The organism is Microbacterium sp. LWH7-1.2, assembly GCF_038397755.1.
Classification (GTDB): domain Bacteria; phylum Actinomycetota; class Actinomycetes; order Actinomycetales; family Microbacteriaceae; genus Microbacterium.
The window spans coordinates 2,848,398-2,866,531 of sequence record NZ_CP151637.1; the positions used below are offsets into that span (position 1 = coordinate 2,848,398).

Below are 18,134 nucleotides of genomic sequence, written 5' to 3' on the forward strand. Positions count from 1 at the left end.
GCGTGGACATCACCTCGGTCACCTCGTTCCGGCGGGCGCGCACGCGCGACGACCTCGTGCTCGCTCCCGGCGAGACGTTCATGGCGGGCGGCACATGGCTCATGAGCGAGCCTCAGCCTGGCACGACGGGGTTCGTCGACCTCACGTCGATGGCGTGGCCGGCGCTCGAGATCACCGCCGCGGGCCTGCGGATCGGCGCGACCTGCTCGATCGCGGACCTCGTGGCGTGGGCTCAGGGCCGCGGAGGCCTGGCCGTGCCGGACGGGTGGGCGGCAGCATCCGTCATTCCCGATGCGGCCAACGCGCTTCTCGCCTCCTTCAAGGTGTGGAACACCGCCACGGTCGGCGGCAACGTGTGCCGGGCGTTCGCGGCCGGATCGATGACCGCGCTCGTCACGACGCTCGACGGCGTTGCCGAGGTGTGGCGGGCCGACGGCTCGGCGTACCGGGTCGCGGTCGCCGACCTGGTGACCGGCAACGGGAAGAACGCGCTCGCGCCTGGCGATGTGCTGCGTGCGATCGACGTGCCGGCCACTGCCCTGCGGGCGCGCACGGTCCTGCGCAAGATCGCCCTCGCCGAACACGGCCGTTCGGGCGCCGTGGTGTCGGGGCGGCTCGACGAGGACGGCTCCTGCGTCATCGTGGTGACGGCTGCGACGGAGCGTCCGACGGTGTTCCGCTTCGCGGGGGCGCCGGATGCCGCGCTCCTCGCCGGCGCGATCTCAGGCGCCGCGGGCTACTACGCCGACCCGCTCGGCGCCGCCGACTGGCGGCGCGGTGTCAGCGTGGTGCTCGGCGAACGGGTCCGCCGCGACCTCTTCGACCGGGAGGAGGCCGCGTGAGGCTTCACGTCAACGGCGAGCCGATCGAGGCGGAGCCGCGGCCCGGCCAGTGCCTGCGGACGCTGCTGCGCGAGAGCGGGCACACCGAGGTGAAGAAGGGGTGCGACGCGGGCGACTGCGGCGCGTGCTCGGTACTCGTCGACGGCGTGCCGGTGCACTCGTGCATCGTGCCCGCCTTTCGTGCCGAAGGCGTCTCGGTGACGACGGCGGCCGGGCTCGCCCCCGGCGACGACCTGCACCCGGTGCAGGAAGCGCTGATCGAGCGCTTCGGATTCCAATGCGGGTTCTGCACGCCGGGCATGGCCGTGACGGCGTCGACGCTGTGCGCCGGCGACCTCCCCGACCTCGATCGCCGCATGAAGGGCAACCTGTGCCGCTGCACGGGGTATCGCCCGATCCGCGAGGCCATCGAATCCGTGCTGGGGTCTGTGCGCGAGACCGGAGCCGTCCCCGACGCCGGAGAGCTCCGCGTCGGGGCGTCCGTGCGGCCCGAGCCCGGCCGCCGCGTCGTGCAGGGCCTCGAGCCGTACACGTTCGACACCGACCTCACCGGCGCGCTCGTGCTGCGCGTGGTCGGCACGCGCACGCGCACGCGCGCATCACGAGCATCGACGACGCCGCGGCGCGCGCGCTGCCCGGGGTGGTCGCCGTCTTCACCCACGAGAACGTCACCGCCCGGCTGTACTCGACCGCCCGGCACGAGCTCCGCGAGGACGACCCCGACGACACTCGCCTGCTCGACGACGTGGTGCGGTTCGTGGGGCAGCGGGTGGCCGCAGTCGTCGCCGAGACGGCCGAGATCGCGGATGCGGCCTGCCGCCTGATCGACGTGACCTACGACGTGCTGCCCGCGGTGTTCGATCCGGAGGCGGCGCGCAGGCCGGGGGCACCCCTGATCCATCCCGACCGGACGCCGCAGGACCGCGTCGCCGAGGCGGGCCGCAATGTCATCGCGACGCTGCACGACGGCATCGGCGGCGATGCGGACGCCGCACTCGACGCGAGCGCCGTGACGGTCTCGGGCACGTGGCGCACGAGCCGCGTGTCGCATGCCCAGCTCGAGACGCACGGGGCGATCGGCTGGCGCGACGACGAGGGCCGGCTGGTCGTCCGCTCGAGCACGCAGGTGCCCTTCCTGGTGCGCAACGAGCTGTCGCGGCTGTTCCACCTCCCCCGCGAGCGCATCCGCGTGTTCGCCACCCGGGTCGGTGGCGGGTTCGGGGGCAAGCAGGAGATGTTCACCGAAGACCTCGTCGCCCTCGCCGTGCTGCGCACGGGGCGCCGCGTCGCCTACGAGTTCTCGCGCGCCGACCAGTTCCGCCGCGCATCGGTGCGGCATCCGTTCCGCGTGGCGGTGACGCTCGGGGCCACGGTGGACGGCGTCCTCACCGCCATGAAGCTCGACGTGCTGAGCGACACCGGCGCGTACGGCAACCACGGCATCGGCGTCATGTTCCACGGGTGCGCCGAGTCGATCAACGTCTACCGGAGCCCCGTCAAGCGCGTCGACGCCGAGGTCGTGTACACGAACACCGTGCCGTCGGGAGCGTTCCGCGGGTACGGGCTCGGGCAGGTGATCCTCGGCGTGGAGTCCGCGATGGACATGCTCGCCGAGAAGCTCGGGATCGACCCGTTCGACCTGCGGCGCCTCAACGCCGTGCGGGAGGGCGATCCGCTCCTGACGGTGCGCGACGAGCACGACGAAGACCTCGTCTGGGGCAGCTACGGCCTCGACCAGTGCCTCGACGACGCCCAGGCCGCGCTGCGCCGCGGCAACGGCGTCGACGCCCCCGAGGGCTGGCTGGTCGGCGAGGGGATGGCGCTGTCGTTCATCGCCGCCATGGCCCCCGGCGGACACCACGCCCACACCGTCGCGACGCTGCGACCGGACGGCGTCATCGTCGTCGCGGCCGGCACGGCGGAGTTCGGCAACGGCACGAGCACGGTGCTGCGGCAGATCGCGGCGACCGTGCTCGAGGCCGAGCCCGAGCGCATCGTGCTCCGCGCCGCCGACACCGACCTGGTCGCCCACGACACCGGCGCGCTCGCGTCGGCGGGGGTCACCGGCGCCGGCAAGGCGCTGACCGCGGCGTGCACCGAGCTGCGAGCTCGCATCCTCGCGACGGCATATGCGGTCGCAGGGTCTCCCGAGGGCATCGATCCCGAGCTCGCACCCCGCGGCGTGCAGATCGGCGAGCGCCTCGTCGCGTTCGACGAGATCGTGCATGCTGCCGCCACCGAGCAGCGGACCCTCGAGGGCCTCGTGGGTCGTGGCAGCGAGCACGGCGACGAACGCAGCCTGTCCTTCAACGTCCATGCGGTCCGCGTCGCCGTCGAGCCTGAGACGGGCGCCGTGCGGGTGCTGCAGTCGGCGCAGGCCGCCGACGCCGGGTACCTCATGAACCCCGCGCAGGTGCGTGGCCAGGTCGAAGGCGGCGCAGCCCAGGGCCTGGGCAGCGCGCTCTACGAGGAGGTGCTGATCGGCGCCGACGGCGCGGTTGCCAACCCGGCGTTCCGGCAGTACCGAGTGCCGCAGTTCGGCGACGTCCCCGTCACCGAGGTGCTCTTCGCCGACACCTCCGACACCGTCGGGCCGTTCGGGGCGAAGTCGATGAGCGAATCGCCCTACAACCCCGTTGCCGCCGCCGTCGGCAATGCGATCGCGCGCGCCGTGGGCCGCCGCCCGTTCCACCAGCCCTTCACCCGCGAGCGGGTCTGGCGGCTGATCCACGGACTCGACGAACACTGACTTCCGACGAACTTCCACGAGACCGGATGCCGCGGTCCGCGGCATCCGGGATCATCCGTCACATCGCCGAAACACCCTGACCCACCGGCTGAAACGCGCTGCGCCTAGCGTCGGCGTGATCACATCACCTGTGCTCACACCGCATGAAGGGAAGCCACACCCGATGGCACGACACAGCAACCTGGGGCGGCGCGGCCGTCTCACCGCGGGCGCAGCCGCGGTCATCGCCTCCGCCCTCGTCTTCGCCGGCTGCGCGTCGGGCGGCACCGCCGCACCCGGCTCCATCGAGGGCGGCGACGAGGTGGCCTCATACGGCGAGATCAGCGTCCAGTACTCCTGGATCAAGAACGAGGAGTTCGCCGGCGAGTTCTACGCATACGAGAACGGCTACTACGACGAGGCCGGCTTCGACGAGGTCATCGGCATCTCCGGCCCCGACACCGGCGTCGCCAAGCTCCTCTCCGGCACGGTTCAGGTCGCGCTGAGCGACGCGGCGTCGCTCGGCGCCGCGATCGCGGAAGAGGACGCACCGCTCAAGATCATCGGCGCGACCTTCCAGAAGAACCCGTTCACGATCCTCTCGCTGGCCGACGGCGGCAACATCACCACTCCCGAAGACCTCGTCGGCAAGACGATCGGCGTGCAGGACTCGAACGCCTCGGTGTTCGCGGCGCTGCTCAACGCCAACGGCATCGACCCGGCCGACGTCACCGTCGTGCCCGTCGACTTCGACCCGACACCACTCATGAACGGAGAGGTCGACGGCTTCATGGCGTACCTGACGAACGAGGCCCTCACGGTCGAGCTGGCCGGATACGAGATCACCAACCTCTCCTACGCCGAGAACGGCGTTCCGTACGTCGCCGAGACGTTCAGCGTGACCGACCAGTACCTCGCCGAGAACAAGGAGCTGCTCAAGGCGTTCCTGATCGCCGAGATCAAGGGCTGGACGGACGTCTTCAAGGAGTCGACCGACGACACCGTGAGCCTCATCGAGCAGTACTACAACCAGGCGGCCGCGGAGTCGGAGGACGGGCTCGAGGCGGTCTTCGGCGCCCTCGACCCCGAGAAGACCGCCCTCGGCCTCGAGGCCGAGAAGCTGCTCATCTCGACGGAGGAGACCGAGGCCAACGGTCTCTTCACGATCTCGGACGAGCTCAAGAAGCAGACCATCGCCTCGCTCGCCGCCGCCGGCTGGGATGTGTCGATCGACGACCTCTTCGACACCACCATCATCGACGAGATCTACGAGGAGAACCCCGAGCTCAAGGACTACCTCCCGTAGTCCAGGATCGGCGCCCTTCATCATGACCGAGACCGACATCACGGATGCCGCGGCCACCGCGTCGCCGGCGGGGGAGACCTCGCCGGCGGCGCCGCCCCTGACCACAGCCACCGGCATCCACATCGACGGACTGAGCAAGACGTTCCAGACCGGCCGCGGCGGCACCGTCACGGCCCTGCAGGACACCCACCTGCACACCGACAAGGGATCGTTCCTGGCCCTCCTCGGCCCCTCGGGCTGCGGCAAGTCGACGATCCTCCGCATTCTCGCCGACCTCGAGACGCCCACCACCGGCGAGGTCTCCGTCGACGGCAAGACCCCCGCCCAGCTGCGTCGCGACAGCGAGCTGGGCATCGCGTTCCAGGACCACGCGCTGCTGCCGTGGCGGAGCGTGCTCACGAACATCCGACTCGTCTTCGAGATCGCCGGCCGCCGCCCCGACAAGGCCTACATCGACGAGCTCATCGCCCTCGTGGGGCTGAGTGGCTTCGAGAAGGCGAAGCCCGCGCAGCTGTCGGGCGGCATGCGGCAGCGCGTGTCGATCGCCCGCGCACTCGCGCTGAAGCCCTCGGTGCTGCTGCTCGACGAGCCGTTCGGCGCGCTGGACGACATGACGCGGCAGAATCTCAACCTCGAGCTGCTGCGCATCTGGACCGAGAAGCCCGCCACGACGCTGCTGGTCACCCACGGCATCTCGGAGGCGATCTTCCTGTCGGACCGCGTGGCCGTGATGTCGCCGCGGCCGGGGCGCATCAAGGAGATCATCGAGGTCGACCTGCCCCACCCCCGCACGCCCGACATGCAGCGGTCGCCCGAGTTCCACGAGCTCGTGGACCGTGCGTCGGAGCTGCTCTTCGGCGCCGACGGCCGCGCGGCCGCGGAGTCCTGATGCGCGGGCGGACCCTCCCGGGCTGGCTCGCGGGACTCGTCGGCGCGGGCGCGCTCATCGCCGCGTGGTGGCTGTTCTCGGTCACGGTGTTCCAGCCGCCGCCGGGAACGACATTCACCCCGGTGCCGTCCCCGTTCGTCGTGTTCCAGACCATCTGGGAGGACGGGCTCGCCGCATATTGGTCGGTGTTCCAGGTGACGATCACCGAGGCCGCGATCGGCTACGCGTGGGGCAACGGGCTCGCCCTGCTCATCGCGGCGGCCGTGCTGCTGCTCCCCCGTATCGAGACGATCGTCGTGCAGGTCGCCGTGGTCAGCTACTGCCTTCCGGTGGTCGCGGTCGGCGGCATCGCGATCGTCGTGCTCGGCGGCGCCAAGCGCGCCGGTGACCCGAGCGCGACGGCGATCTTCCTGGCGGCGCTCGCAGTCTTCTTCACGACCGTGGTCGGTGCGCTGCTGGGCTTCCGCTCCTCCGACACCGCGAGCCTGGACGTCGTGCGCGTCTACGGCGGCTCGCGGTTCACGCAGCTGCGCAAGGTGCGCCTGATCGCCGCGCTTCCCGCGATCCTCAACGCGCTGCAGATCGCCGTGCCGTCCGCGTTCCTCGGCGCGATCCTCGGCGAGTACATGGGCGGCACCGACCGCGGCGTCGGCATCACGCTGATCCGCCTACAGGGCGACCTGGACTCGGCCCGAGTGTGGGCGGTGTTCCTGCTCTCGGCGATCGTCGCCCTCATCGGGTACGGGCTCGTCGGCCTCATCGCCCGCACGGTGACCCCGTGGGTCTCGGGCAAGGCGGTTGCCGCATGACCGCCACCGCTCCCGCCGCCATGCCGCTCGAGGCGACCCCGCACACGGCCAAGCGCGCCACCGCGATCTCGCGGGCCGTCGGCCGATCGCTCCTGAATGCCCTCCTCACGTTCGTGATCGTGCTCGCCCTGTGGTGGGCCGTGGTGAACCTCACCGGCATCTCGCCGTACGTCGCGAAGGGTCCGGCGGACGTGTGGGAGTTCTTCTTCACGTCGCCCGAAGCCGCCGAGAACCGGGCGGAGATGATGCAGCTCCTGGCGCAGACCCTCTCCGACGCCGCGCTCGGCTTCATCGTGGGCATGCTGGTGGCGATCGTGCTCGCCCTCGCGTTCTCATTGTCGCGCTCGGTGGGGATGGGCGTCATGCCGCTCGCGCTGCTGCTGCGTTCGGTGCCGCTCGTCGCGATCGCCCCGGTCATCATCCTGATCACGGGACGGGGGACTCCGGCATCCGTCGCCGTCATCGGCTCGATCGTGGTGCTCTTCCCGGCCCTGGCGTCGATCATGTTCGGTCTGAGCCGCGCATCGAAGGAGAGCCTCGACCTCGTGCACGTGTACGGGGGTGGCCGGGCCACGCAGCTGCGCAAGGTGAACGTACCGGGCGCGCTGCCCTCGCTGTTCGCCGCGGCACGGGTATCGGTGCCGGGAGCCGTGACAGGTGCCCTCCTCGCCGAGTGGCTCTCGACCGGACAGGGCATCGGGGGGATGATCCAGAAGTTCAGCGCCTCGGCCCGCTTCGACGAACTGTGGGCCTCGGTCGCCCTGATCACGATCGTCACGCTGCTGCTCTACAACCTGGTCCAGATCGCCGAGAACATCGTGCTCGCCCGCATGGGGATGACGACCTCCGCCCGCTGAGCGACCGCGGCCGACCTCGTCGCGGCCGCGGCACGGATGACCGAGAGACGCGGACAGGAGGATGATCGGCGGATGTTCCCCCGCTGTCACGGCATGGAAACACCCACCACCTAGCGTCAGTTCATGGAACGCTTCACGATCACGGTCTTCTGCGGTTCATCCCCCGGCACCGACCCGGTCTACGCGCGGGCGACCCGAGCGGTCGGCGAGGCGATCGGACGCGCCGGAATGAACCTCGTCTATGGCGGCGGCCACGTCGGCCTCATGGGCACTGTCGCCGACGGGGCGCTGCAGGCCGGAGCGCACGTCACGGGCGTGATCCCACGGGCGCTTCAGGCGCGCGAGGACGCCCACCACGAGATCAGCGAACTGGTGCTCGTCGACACGATGCACGAGCGCAAGACGATCATGGCCGACCGCGCGAACGCCTTCCTCGCGCTGCCGGGCGGTCCGGGGACGCTCGAGGAGCTGACCGAGCAGTGGACGTGGGCGCAGCTGGGCATCCACGAGAAGCCGGTCGGCGTGCTCAACATCGCCGGCTACTTCGACCCGTTGCTGGCGTTCGTCGCGAACATGCGCGACCGCGGCTTCACCCACCCCCGCTATACCGACATGCTCGTCGTGGCCTCCGAGCCCGAGGAAGCTCTCGCGCGGCTGCGCGACTACGTGCCGCCCGTGCGTTCGGAGGTCTCCCCCGGCGCCGAGATGACCGGCGCGCTGTCGATTCCGCTCCGCCCCTGAATCGAAGGCATCCACTTCGGAGTCGATCGGCGGGGTCAGGCCGTGCGCGCCCGCCGGTGAACCTCGCCGGCAACGACGACGATCGCCGTGACCCCTGCGGCCAGCAGCACACTCCACGAGAAGTGGAGGTCGACCAGGTGCGCGCCCGCCCACGCGCCCAGGCCGATCAACACCACCGACAGGAGCCGGCGGGGCCAGGGACTGCCGCCGTTGCCGCCCGCAAGCCGCGAGTCGTAGACGAGCCCCACCAGGGTCGAGGTGACGACGACCGTGGTTACGTCCTTCGCGCCGACGGCGCGTGCGGCGCCCGCCTGGACTCCCATGGCGAGTCCGAGCAGCGCGGTGAGCACGTTGTGATCGATGACGTCGATGCTCTCGCGCGCGGCACCGAGACCGGCCGCGACGAGAAGTGCGATCGTCACGAGGAGGAGCAGCAGGCTCGTACGGCCCGACCATCCGGACGCCGTCCCGCGGCCGGCCCTTCCCGCGACCGCCGCACCGGCGACGAACGCGATCAGAGCGACGACCGGCCCGAGCACCGGCAGGTCGTCGGCCCCGGCGAGACCCATTCCGAGGATCACGACGTTGCCGGTCATGTTGCCGGTGAAGACGCGGTCGAGCCCGAGGTACCCCGCCGCGTCGATCACACCCGTCGAGAAGGTCAGCGCGAGCATGCACCACAGCTCGACCCGCTCCGGTTCCTGCCTGCCCCACATCGCTCTCATGAACTCCTCGATCCCGTCCCTGTCGCCGCGGCACCCGGCCGCCGGCGCCTCGATGTCACGCGCGGTCCGCGGCGAGCTGCAGCACGGACTCGGCGAGCGCCTGGATGCCGCGGGCGACGTCGCCCGCCGACACGGCCTCGTCCGGGTGGTGGCTGATGCCGTCGGGATTGCGCAGGAACAGCATGCCGACCCCGGTCAGCGCGCCGATGGCCATCCCGTCGTGTCCGGCGCGGCTGAAGATCACCAGCGGGTCGTCCGCGCCGGCGGGCAGTGTCGACGCGATGCCCTCCCGCACGACGTCCTGCAGCACCGGCTCGCAGAAGACGGCCGGTGCTCTGTGCACCTCGCGGGCGCGCCAGCGCAGCCCCCGGCGCCCCATGATCTCGTCGAGCTCGCGCTCGATCGCGAGCCACACCCGGTCGCGCTCGCCGTCGAACTCGCCGCGCAGGTCGAGCGACAGGCGGGCCTCGCCGGCTACGACGTTGACGGCGCCGGGGTACGCCTCGAGCTGCCCGACGGTGCCGATGATGTGGTGCTCGCCGCGGCAGATGCGCTCGACGGCGAGCGCCGCCTCGGATGCGCCGAGCAGCGCGTCGCGACGCCGGTCGTACGGCGTGCCCCCGGCGTGCCGCGCCTCGCCCTCGACCGTGAGCTGGAACCGTCGCGCCGACGCGATGGACGACACCACCGCGAGCGACTCGCCCCGGTCGTCAAGCTCGGGCCCCTGCTCGATGTGCGCCTCGAGATAGCCGACCAGCTCGTCGGGGCGCCTCGCGGCCTCGGCCACGCGTCCGGGGTCGAGCCCGAACTCCAGGAACGCCTCGCGCAGCGTCATGCCGTCAGCATCCGCCAGCGCCCACCAGTCGTCGTTCCACTGCCCCGCCACCGCCGATGAACCGAGCAGCGCCTTGCCGAACCGGGTGCCCTCCTCGTCCGAGAACGCGACGATCTCGAGCGCGAAGGGCAAGGGGACGACGGATGCCTCGTCCCGGGGTGCGGGCGACCGCAGCAGCCGCACCACCTCGAGGGCCATCAGCACCCCCACGATCCCGTCGAACCGGCCGGCGTCGGGCACGGTGTCGAGGTGCGAGCCGAGAAGCAGCGCGGGGGCGTCGGGATCGGGCGCGCCACCTGGCGCCGCGCGATCGATGCGGCCGAGCTGGTTGCCCACCGCGTCCTGCCGGGTGGTCATGCCGGCCTCGCGCATCCACTCGGCAGCGAGCCGGTTGACGCGCGCGTGCTCGGGCGAGAGGTAGACCCGCTCGATCGATCCCGGTGTCGCCGAGATGCGCGCCAGCTCGTCGCAGCGCGCCATCACCCGGCGCGCGGCGAGCGCGATGCGGTCGCGGTCGATGCCGGCCAGGAGGGCCGTCACGCGCGCGCCGCCCGGTAGACGTCGGTCGCGGCATCCGTCCCCCCGCCCGCGGGGACCGTCGCGCCGAAGCGCCGCAGCACGGCCTCGAGGGCGGCAAGGGTGGTGAGCACCGCGTCCTGGCGGGCGTTGTAGCCCATCGTGCCGATGCGCCAGACCCGCCCGTGCAGCGGGCCGAACGACGTGCCGATCTCGATGCCGAAGTCCTCGAGCAGCGCGGCCCGCGCGGCGTCGCCCGGTACCCCGGCAGGGATCTCGACCGCCACGACGTTGTTCATCTTGTGCCCGAGGTCGCCGAACACCTCGAGGCCGAGTCCCTGCACCCCGGCGAGCATCGCCGCCCCGGCGACCCGGTGCCGCTCGATGACGACATCGCGGCCCTCCAGCAGCAGCACGCGCGCGCACTCCCGCGCGGCGTAGAGCATCGAGGTCGCCTCGGTGTGATGGTTGAGGCGCCGCGGCCCCCAGTAGTCCAGGATCATGCCGAGGTCGAAGTAGTTCGAGCGCACGAAGTCGGCCGCCGACGCGTCGCCGTCCTCGCGGATGCCCGCCTCGATGCGCGACCGCGACCGCACCACCTCGAAGGCGCGGTCCGACAGCGTGATCGGCGCCGACCCCGACGGGCCACCCAGGCACTTCTGCAGGCCCGCGGTCGCGGCATCCACCCCCCATTCGTCGGCCTCGAACGCGTTGCCGCCGAGCGACGCCGTGGCGTCGGTGTAGAACAGCACGCCGTGCTTCGCGCACACCGCGCCCACCTCGTCGAGCGGCTGGTTCATCGTCGTCGAAGTGTCGCCCTGCACGAGCGCGAGCAGCGTCGGCTTCACCCGCACGATGGCCTCTTCGATCACCGACACCGGGAAGACCTGTCCCCACGTGGTCTCGATCGTGTGCACCTCGGCCAGCGCCCGCTCGGCGATCTCGGCGAGCAGGTGTCCGAACCTGCCGAACACCGGCACCAGGACGCGGTCCCCGGGCCGGATCAGCGAGATCAGCGCCGCCTCGATCCCGGCGCGCGACGTGCCGTCGATCAGCAGCGTCGCGTCGTTGGCCGTGCCCCACACGCCCCGGTACAGCTGCTGCGTCTCGGCCATCGTCGCCGTCATGAACGGGTCGTACTGCCCCACGAGCGGCGCGGACATCGCCCGCAGCACGCTCGGATACGCCGAGATCGGCCCCGGGCCCATCAAGAGGCGGGCAGGCGGGTCGATCGGGCCGGGGAAAAGGGTCATCGGTTCACTCCAGAAGCGGAAAGTCGGTCGGCGAGCCGGCGCGCGAGGCGCACCAGCGCGATGTCGGTGCCCTCGCGCGAGACGAGGCACACGCCCACCGGGGCGGGCCCCAGCGGAGACGGCACGGTGAGCAGCGGTGCCGACAGGGCCGGAAGACCCGCCACCGCCGCCGGCGTCGTCATGCGCAGGGTCGCGGTGCGCACGGCGTCGATCCGCTCACCGGCGAGCCCTCTCGCGGGCGCCGCACCCGGTGCGGTCGGAAGCAGCAGCACGGCACCGCGCACCCGGTCGCGCACGAGGTCGCGGAGCGGGGCGAGGAGCGAGCGGGCGGATGCCTCGTCCTCGGCGGTCACCGCGGCGGCGGCGCGGAACCGCTCGGCGATCGCAGGGCCGACAGCTCCGGGGTGGGCGTGCAGCCAGGCGCCGTTGTTGCGCCACGCCTCGGCCGCCTGCACGGCGCGGAACGGGACGAGGTAGTCGTCGAGGTCACCGAGCGACACACGGTCGATCGCCGGGGCATCCGGGCCTGCGGCGAGGGCGCCGAGCAGCGTCTCGAAGGCGTCGCGTGTCGTCGGCTCCGCCGCGTCGAGCGCCTCGTCGGGCACGGCGAACCGCCACGGCAGGTCTTCGCCCGACTCGCCCCACCTCCCGCGGCCGGGATCGTCCTCGTCGGACGCCGCCGACGCGTCCGACCCGTCGTAGCTCAGGCACCAGTCGGCCACACGCTGGAGTGTGTCGCCGTCACGGGTGAGCCACCCCACGGTGTCGAACGACTGCGCGAGCGGCAGCATCCCCTGGCGCGGGACCAGCCCGTGGGTCGTCCGCAGGCCCCACAGCCCCTGGTACGACGCGGGAACGCGCACCGATCCGGCGGTATCGGTCGCGAGGCCGATGTCGGCCTGGCCGGTCGCGACGGCAGTGGCGGGTCCGCTCGACGATCCGCCCGGGAGGGCGCCCGGCAGTGCGCCGTTCGGCGGCGTGCCGTAGTGCGCGTTGTCGCCCGCAATGGAGTATGCGAACTCGTCGGTGCGGGCGATGCCGCGCAGCGACGCCCCGCCGCGCAGCAGATCCGAGACGGCGGGCGCGGTCGTCGTCTCGGGGCGGGCGCTGTCGAGGTAGACCGGATTGCCCGCGCCGATCCGGTAGCCCTTGATGGCGAAGAGGTCTTTGACAGCGACGGTGAGCCCCGCGAGTGAGCCCTCCCATGCGCCCTGGAACAGGGGGTCGCCGACGGTACGCCAGACGGTGCGGTCGAGCGGCTGCGCGCGCGGAGTGACGTGGGCCGCGGTGATGCGCCACGCGCCGTCGATCCGCTGCCACAGCTGCGTCTGCAGGCCCCGCCCGCCGCCGGCGTAGCGTGACACGGAAACCAGGAGCGCAGCATCCGTCCCCACCGGACGGTACTCGATGCGCTCGATCGTGCGCGGCGCGACCCCGCCCCGCGTGCCCCGGAAGGCCGAGATGGCGTCGTGGCCGACGAGCAGCCCGGCCCCGTCGCCGCGCAGGGTGTCGGGCCCCGGCGCGAAACTGTCGTCGAGCACCGCGATGTCATCGGCGACGATGGCCGCCTCGTAGCGCTCGAACGCCGCGAGCAGATCGGCGGGAACGGATGCCTCAGCCACGGGTCACCGCCCCGAAATCCGCCTCGCGGATGCGCGCATGGACACCGCACACGATGTCGACGACCTGCGAGATGTCGAAGTCGGTCGCCGCGGAGAGGTAGGCGTAGGCGAGGTGCTCGTCCATGCCGTACCGTGCCTGCAGCAGGGCCAGCGCCGCACGGACCGCCTTGCGCATCGCCTCGCCCAGGTCGGGGTCGAGCCCGGTCGGAACCAGGTACTCGTCGGTGCGCACGAGCGGTCCGGCGAGCTCGCCGAACGCGGCGAGCGCCTCGTCGCGCGGCACCACGTCGAATCGCAGCGTGGCGCGCAGCGATGCCTCGAGCGCGGTGAGCGCGACCTCGCCGTCGCCCTGGGCGAAGTGCGGGTCGCCGACGTACGCGAGCGCCCCCTCGACCTGCACCGGCAGGTAGAGCACGGCGCCCTCGACGAGCAGCTTGATGTCGATGTTGCCGCCGTGCTCGCCGGGCGGCACCGAGTGCGGCCGGTCGTCGGAGTCGACGGCCACGCCCATGGTGCCGAGGAACGGCGCGAGCGGGAACTCCACGATCCGATCGCCTCCGTCGACGAGCGGCAGCACGCCGACCAGCCCGGTGTCGCGGTGCTCGACGGGGGCGAAGACGCTGACGTTCGCGCTCCCCCGAGGCAGCTCGCCCGGCAGCGCGCCCTTGCCGTGACGGTTCGAGATGACGCCGTAGGGAACGCGGGGGGCGAGCTGTTCCACGGTGATCTTCAGCAGGTCTCCCGGGGCTGCGCCGGCGACGTGGATCGGGCCCGTGACGATATGGGGCCCGTCGGCCGCCGGGTCCCGTGAGAGCGCGGTGGCGATCTCCACAGCATCCTCCAGCACGGATGCCGGGTCCACACCGTGTGCTCCGAAGAACGCCAGCGGATCCTTGCCCTGGTCTTCGAGGATGCCCTCGTGGCTCACCGTGTCGATCGTGACGGTCTCACCCGGCGCGATCGTGAGGGCCGGGGCATCCGTCCGACAGGGCAGCCGCCCCCACATCACCGTGGCGGGCGTCGCCGGGAGGTAGTGGTCGCCCGGGGTGGAGCCGGTGTGCGGTTGCAGAATCGGGAATGGGGTATGCACGGCTCCAGTCAACCCGGCTGCCGCCGCAAAGGCATCTTCCGTCGCCCGCGGCACCGTGTCCGGCTCTGCGAATCTCGGACGCATCAGTCGGCAGCATCCGCCTTCTCGAACTGGGCTTGCAGCTCGTCGAGGTCGACCGAGTCCGTCGTCACGGACTTCTTGCCGTCGTAGACGTCACGGTCGATCTCGTTGCTGGCGTTCGCGACGAGCATGGCCACGAAGGTGTCGCCATTGACGTTGAGGAAGGTGCGGAAGATTCCGGCGAACCAGTCGACCGCGATGAGCAGCCCGACTGCCTCGAAGGGCAGTCCCAGCGAGGTCGCGAGGAACATCGCGACGACGGGGAAGCCGCCCGGCACAGTGATGGTGCCCATGTTCAGAAGGATGGCGAGAGCCATGCCCAGGACGATCGTGCCGACGTCGAGAGTCATGCCGCCCGACTGAGCGAGGAACATGACCACGATCATGTAGTTGAGCACCGCACCGTAGGAGCCCATGGTCAATCCGACCGAGAGCGTGAAGTTGGCGACGGTCTGGCTCACGCCGACCTTCTCGACAGCGGACCGCAGCACGGTCGGGAAGGTGACGGCCGAGCTCGTCGTGGTGATGGCGATCAGGGTCTGATCGGCGAGCTTGCTGGGAAGTCGTGCCGGGTTCAGGCCGGTACGCAGCCACACGACCAGGACGAAGAGGGCGAAGACGATCAGCACGCCGACGAGCGTCGACCCGAGGTACTTGAGGGCGCTCGTGATGACCCCGAATCCGACGGTGCCGGCGAGATTCGCCAGCAGGCAGAACACGCCGATCGGTGCGATGAGCATCACGAAGCGGATCATCGTCAGCACCACCTGCTGGATCGAGTCGAAGAACTCGAGAACCAGCCGGTTGCCCGTCTTCGCGATGTAGGCGTTCAGGGCGACGCCGAACAGCAGCGAGAAGATAATGATCGGCACCATGGTCGCGGTCGACATGGCCGCGAAGATGTTCGTCGAGACGAAGTTGAGGAGGGTGTCCTGCCAGCCGGCGGTCTCGCCGGCGGCGTCCTCGAGCGTCGGATCCACCGCACCGGAGAAGTCGATTCCCGCGCCGGGCTGGATCACGACGCTGATCCCCCACGCGATGATCGCGGCCACGATCGAGAAGCCGATCATCCACTTGAACGTGCGGAAGGCCAGCTTTCCCATGCCCGACCCGGTCATCGAGCCGGTCGCCACGATGACAGACGACATGACCAGCGGCACGATGGCCATCTGGATCAGCCGGATGAACAGGTCGCCGATGAACTTGAGGTTGGCTGCCCACTCGCCCACGATCAGGCCGAACACGATTCCCAGGATCGCAGCGACGCCGATCTGGAACGCCGGGTGCTTCACTGTCTTCATATCGGCTCCATTTCGCTTGACGTCAGAGCACGCTCGGACGCGGGGTGCGACCAGGCTAAGGAGCTTCGGTTCGCGAAGAAGTCAGATTGGTAGGACCGTAACGCGGTTTTTACACGGCTGCGGCCCTCTGAAACGTGATGGTTACGTATCGACATGACGATCGCTGGGCAATTGGTCCTACCGGGCGTGACCACGTGCCTCGCGCGGCACGCGCATCCGGACATGCCAGACTGGGGTGGCAGCCGAGGGGGTCGCGCTGCGTCCACCCCGCCCGTGGCCAGTCTGGAGGGCAACCGTGACCGACCGCCTGCAGCTCGGTCCGCTCGCCCGGGAGGGCGGGACGGTCGCCGACGACGTTGTTCGTCATCTGCAGCGTCTCATCGTCACAGGCATGCTCGCGCCCGGCGAACGGCTCGCCCCGGAACGCAGTCTCGCCGCCGACCTCGGAGTCTCGCGCAACGCTCTGCGCGAGGCGCTGCTGCGCCTCGAGCTGCTCGGGCTGCTCGACCGACGGCAGGGCCGCGGCACACGCGTGTCCGCGAATCTCCCCTTGACCAGCACTTTCACGGCGCACCTAGAACAGGATGCCGCCCGGTTCCACGACTCGGCCGAGCTGCGCACGGTCGTCGAGCCGCAGATCGCCCGGCTCGCCGCGGGCCGGATCCAGGCGGACGAGATCGGAGCGCTGACCGAGCTGCTGCGCCAGTCCGAGGCGGCTCCCGACGCGGACGAATCGGTCCGCCTGGACGTCGCGTTCCACGTCGCGGTGGCTCGCGCGACCCGGAATGCGCTTCTGGCGTCGCTGAGCGAGCTGACCGTCGCCTGGACCGTGGAGGCGCGGGTGTACTCGCATCTGGAGGATCAGGGACGCCGGCTGTCGTCCGCCGGGCACGGGCGGATCCTGCGCGCCCTCGCGGCGCACGATGGCGATGCGGCCGAGGCCGCCATGCGCGTGCATCTCGACGAGATCGCCGAGGTCATCGAAGCGGTCCGGGCGGGGACGCCTGATCTCGCCTGATCCCGCCTGATGCCGCGGGAAGCGACTGCGTCGCGTCCGCCGGGGGCACGCGTCATCCGCTGGCCGTGAACCACTCCGCACGCAGCAGCCTGCCGGCAGGCCGCCCGCGGAAGCGCGGGGACTCACCGGGTCCGCCCTCGGTGACGTCGTAGACCGGTCTGCCCGCAAGCCACGTGCGCCGTACGCGCCCCGTGAGCACGCGCGAGTCGTACGCGGTGATCGGGTTCTTGTGCAGCAGCTCGTCGGCGTGCACCTCGAACGGGTCATCGACACCGAAGACCGTGAGGTGGGCGGGCGCGCCCACGGCGATGGCCCCCGCGCCCTCGATCCCCGCCACCGCGGCGGGGCCTGTCGTGTACAGCGGCAGGATGCGCTCGAGACGGATGCCGCGGTGACGAGCCTCGGTCCACACCGCCGACAGGCCGACCTGCAGCCCTGCGATGCCACCCCAGGCGAGCCCGAAGTCGCCGCCGCTCGACCGCTTCAGGTCGACGGTCGACGGGGAGTGGTCGCTCACGATCGCGTCGATGGCGCCGTCGACGACACCCTCCCACAGCAGGTCACGGTTGGATGCGTCGCGGATCGGCGGGCAGCATTTGAACTCGGCCGCGCCGTCGGGGATCTCCTCCGCGGCGATGGTCAGGTAATGGGGGCACGTCTCGACGGTCAGCGCGACGCCCTCGGCCTTAGCGGCGCGGATGGCCGTCAGCGAATGGGCGTCGCTCAGGTGGAGGATGTGGGCACGCGCGCCGGTGCGACGCGCTTCGGCGATGACGGCATCGATCGCCGAGGCCTCACTCGCGGCCGGCCGGCTCGCGAGGAACGCGCCGTACTCAGGGCCGAGCGCGCCGCCGGGAGAGTCGTGCAGCAGGGCGGGGTCTTCGGCGTGCACGATCAGGCGCGAGCCGAGCGCGGCGACCTCGTCCATCGCTGCGGCTAGCTGCGCGCGGTCGAGGTGCCCGAACTCGTCCACCCCCGACGGCGACAGGAAGCACTTGAACCCGTACACACCCGCCTCGTGCAGCCGGCGCAGCGCCCCGAGGTTCTGGGGCACCGCACCACCCCAGAACCCGACATCGACGTGAGCGGATGCCGCCGCTGCCGCCCGCTTGATCTCGAGGGCTTCGACGGTCGTGGTCGGCGGCACGGAGTTGAGGGGCATGTCGACGATCGTCGTGACGCCGCCGGCGGCCGCCGCGAGCGTCGCCGAACGGAAACCCTCCCACTCGGTGCGACCCGGCTCGTTCACGTGGACGTGCGAATCGACGAGCCCGGGGAGCAGGACCGCGTCGTCGGGCACGATCGTCGTGCCGCGCATCACCGAACCCGGTGTGGAGATGCCGGTGATGACGCCGTGCTCGAACTCGACGTCGGCGGGCCGGAACGCGCCCTCGATCCACGCCTGCGCCGCGCGGACGCGGCCGCTCGCGCCTCGGCGAGTGCTCACCTGGGTCATCAGGACTCCTTCCGTCGTGGCGCCAGCATCCCCCACATCTGTTCCCGAAGCGATGCCTTCGGGTT

At 71.2% G+C, this 18,134-nt stretch carries 15 protein-coding genes and 1 pseudogene; 9 read left to right on the forward strand and 7 right to left on the reverse strand.

Annotated elements, in window-relative coordinates; translation table 11 throughout:
* The first annotated feature begins 2 nt into the window (after positions 1 to 2).
* The 8 genes and pseudogenes from MRBLWH7_RS13220 (at position 3) to MRBLWH7_RS13255 (ending at position 8,172) form a co-directional block, all read left to right on the forward strand.
* Positions 3 to 842 (forward strand): FAD binding domain-containing protein, encoded by an 840-nt coding sequence (locus MRBLWH7_RS13220; RefSeq protein WP_341995188.1) that lies wholly within the window; start codon positions 3 to 5, stop codon positions 840 to 842.
* Positions 839 to 1,195: pseudogene (locus MRBLWH7_RS13225) on the forward strand (2Fe-2S iron-sulfur cluster-binding protein); the annotation flags it as partial. The gene MRBLWH7_RS13220 and the pseudogene MRBLWH7_RS13225, both read left to right, overlap by 4 nt.
* On the forward strand, positions 1,120 to 3,591 hold the full coding sequence (locus MRBLWH7_RS13230; protein WP_341995190.1) for a xanthine dehydrogenase family protein molybdopterin-binding subunit: 2,472 nt from the start codon (positions 1,120 to 1,122) through the stop codon (positions 3,589 to 3,591). The pseudogene MRBLWH7_RS13225 and the gene MRBLWH7_RS13230, both read left to right, overlap by 76 nt.
* Positions 3,592 to 3,754: 163 nt before the next feature.
* Positions 3,755 to 4,876 carry an ABC transporter substrate-binding protein gene (locus MRBLWH7_RS13235; protein ID WP_341995192.1) on the forward strand — a complete coding sequence of 374 codons (1,122 nt, stop codon included), beginning with the start codon at positions 3,755 to 3,757 and terminating at the stop codon, positions 4,874 to 4,876.
* A gap of 22 nt (positions 4,877 to 4,898) precedes the next feature.
* The gene (locus MRBLWH7_RS13240) at positions 4,899 to 5,765 is read left to right on the forward strand and encodes an ABC transporter ATP-binding protein (protein ID WP_341995194.1); all 867 of its coding nucleotides are present in this window, start codon (positions 4,899 to 4,901) and stop codon (positions 5,763 to 5,765) included.
* On the forward strand, positions 5,765 to 6,574 hold the full coding sequence (locus MRBLWH7_RS13245; RefSeq protein ID WP_341995196.1) for an ABC transporter permease subunit: 810 nt from the start codon (positions 5,765 to 5,767) through the stop codon (positions 6,572 to 6,574). The genes MRBLWH7_RS13240 and MRBLWH7_RS13245 overlap by 1 nt, the downstream gene beginning before the upstream one ends.
* The gene (locus tag MRBLWH7_RS13250) at positions 6,571 to 7,431 is read left to right on the forward strand and encodes an ABC transporter permease subunit (RefSeq protein ID WP_341995198.1); all 861 of its coding nucleotides are present in this window, start codon (positions 6,571 to 6,573) and stop codon (positions 7,429 to 7,431) included. The genes MRBLWH7_RS13245 and MRBLWH7_RS13250 overlap by 4 nt, the downstream gene beginning before the upstream one ends.
* A gap of 123 nt (positions 7,432 to 7,554) precedes the next feature.
* Entirely contained in the window at positions 7,555 to 8,172 is a 618-nt protein-coding gene (locus MRBLWH7_RS13255; protein ID WP_341995200.1) for a TIGR00730 family Rossman fold protein, read from the forward strand.
* A gap of 35 nt (positions 8,173 to 8,207) precedes the next feature.
* Here MRBLWH7_RS13255 and MRBLWH7_RS13260 read toward each other — a convergent pair whose 3' ends face one another.
* From MRBLWH7_RS13260 to MRBLWH7_RS13285, 6 genes are all read right to left on the reverse strand, one after another.
* Positions 8,208 to 8,897, reverse strand: coding sequence for a YoaK family protein (locus MRBLWH7_RS13260; RefSeq protein ID WP_341995202.1), 690 nt, complete (start codon positions 8,895 to 8,897; stop codon positions 8,208 to 8,210).
* 55 nt (positions 8,898 to 8,952) lie between these two features.
* The gene (locus MRBLWH7_RS13265) at positions 8,953 to 10,272 is read right to left on the reverse strand and encodes a Zn-dependent hydrolase (RefSeq protein ID WP_341995205.1); all 1,320 of its coding nucleotides are present in this window, start codon (positions 10,270 to 10,272) and stop codon (positions 8,953 to 8,955) included.
* Entirely contained in the window at positions 10,269 to 11,501 is a 1,233-nt protein-coding gene (locus MRBLWH7_RS13270) for an alanine--glyoxylate aminotransferase family protein (protein ID WP_341995207.1), read from the reverse strand. The genes MRBLWH7_RS13265 and MRBLWH7_RS13270 overlap by 4 nt, the downstream gene beginning before the upstream one ends.
* Positions 11,498 to 13,123, reverse strand: coding sequence for an AtzH-like domain-containing protein (locus MRBLWH7_RS13275; protein ID WP_341995209.1), 1,626 nt, complete (start codon positions 13,121 to 13,123; stop codon positions 11,498 to 11,500). The genes MRBLWH7_RS13270 and MRBLWH7_RS13275 overlap by 4 nt, the downstream gene beginning before the upstream one ends.
* Positions 13,116 to 14,213, reverse strand: a complete 1,098-nt coding sequence (locus tag MRBLWH7_RS13280; RefSeq protein ID WP_341995211.1) for an acetamidase/formamidase family protein — start codon at positions 14,211 to 14,213, stop codon at positions 13,116 to 13,118. The genes MRBLWH7_RS13275 and MRBLWH7_RS13280 overlap by 8 nt, the downstream gene beginning before the upstream one ends.
* An 83-nt stretch (positions 14,214 to 14,296) precedes the next feature.
* A complete protein-coding gene (locus tag MRBLWH7_RS13285; RefSeq protein ID WP_341995212.1) occupies positions 14,297 to 15,595 on the reverse strand; it encodes a dicarboxylate/amino acid:cation symporter in 1,299 nt (432 codons plus the stop codon).
* 295 nt (positions 15,596 to 15,890) lie between these two features.
* Between MRBLWH7_RS13285 and MRBLWH7_RS13290 the strand changes: the two genes are divergently transcribed.
* Positions 15,891 to 16,613 carry an FCD domain-containing protein gene (locus tag MRBLWH7_RS13290; RefSeq protein WP_341995214.1) on the forward strand — a complete coding sequence of 241 codons (723 nt, stop codon included), beginning with the start codon at positions 15,891 to 15,893 and terminating at the stop codon, positions 16,611 to 16,613.
* A 52-nt stretch (positions 16,614 to 16,665) separates the two neighbouring features.
* Here the strand turns inward: MRBLWH7_RS13290 and allB are convergent, their stop codons facing one another.
* Entirely contained in the window at positions 16,666 to 18,069 is a 1,404-nt protein-coding gene (allB, locus tag MRBLWH7_RS13295; RefSeq protein WP_341995216.1) for an allantoinase AllB, read from the reverse strand.
* Between the last annotated feature and the right edge of the window lie 65 nt (positions 18,070 to 18,134).

Excerpts from the sequence above, each read along its gene's own strand:
- MRBLWH7_RS13270 (WP_341995207.1), bottom strand. The coding sequence starts at position 11,501 with ATGACCCTTTTCCCCGGCCCGATCGACCCGCCTGCCCGCCTCTTGATG.
- MRBLWH7_RS13230 (WP_341995190.1), top strand. The coding sequence starts at position 1,120 with ATGCGGGTTCTGCACGCCGGGCATGGCCGTGACGGCGTCGACGCTGTG.
- MRBLWH7_RS13235 (WP_341995192.1), top strand. The coding sequence starts at position 3,755 with ATGGCACGACACAGCAACCTGGGGCGGCGCGGCCGTCTCACCGCGGGC.
- MRBLWH7_RS13260 (WP_341995202.1), bottom strand. The coding sequence starts at position 8,897 with ATGAGAGCGATGTGGGGCAGGCAGGAACCGGAGCGGGTCGAGCTGTGG.
- MRBLWH7_RS13240 (WP_341995194.1), top strand. The coding sequence starts at position 4,899 with ATGACCGAGACCGACATCACGGATGCCGCGGCCACCGCGTCGCCGGCG.
- MRBLWH7_RS13245 (WP_341995196.1), top strand. The coding sequence starts at position 5,765 with ATGCGCGGGCGGACCCTCCCGGGCTGGCTCGCGGGACTCGTCGGCGCG.
- MRBLWH7_RS13255 (WP_341995200.1), top strand. The coding sequence starts at position 7,555 with ATGGAACGCTTCACGATCACGGTCTTCTGCGGTTCATCCCCCGGCACC.
- MRBLWH7_RS13250 (WP_341995198.1), top strand. The coding sequence starts at position 6,571 with ATGACCGCCACCGCTCCCGCCGCCATGCCGCTCGAGGCGACCCCGCAC.
- allB (WP_341995216.1), bottom strand. The coding sequence starts at position 18,069 with ATGACCCAGGTGAGCACTCGCCGAGGCGCGAGCGGCCGCGTCCGCGCG.
- MRBLWH7_RS13285 (WP_341995212.1), bottom strand. The coding sequence starts at position 15,595 with ATGAAGACAGTGAAGCACCCGGCGTTCCAGATCGGCGTCGCTGCGATC.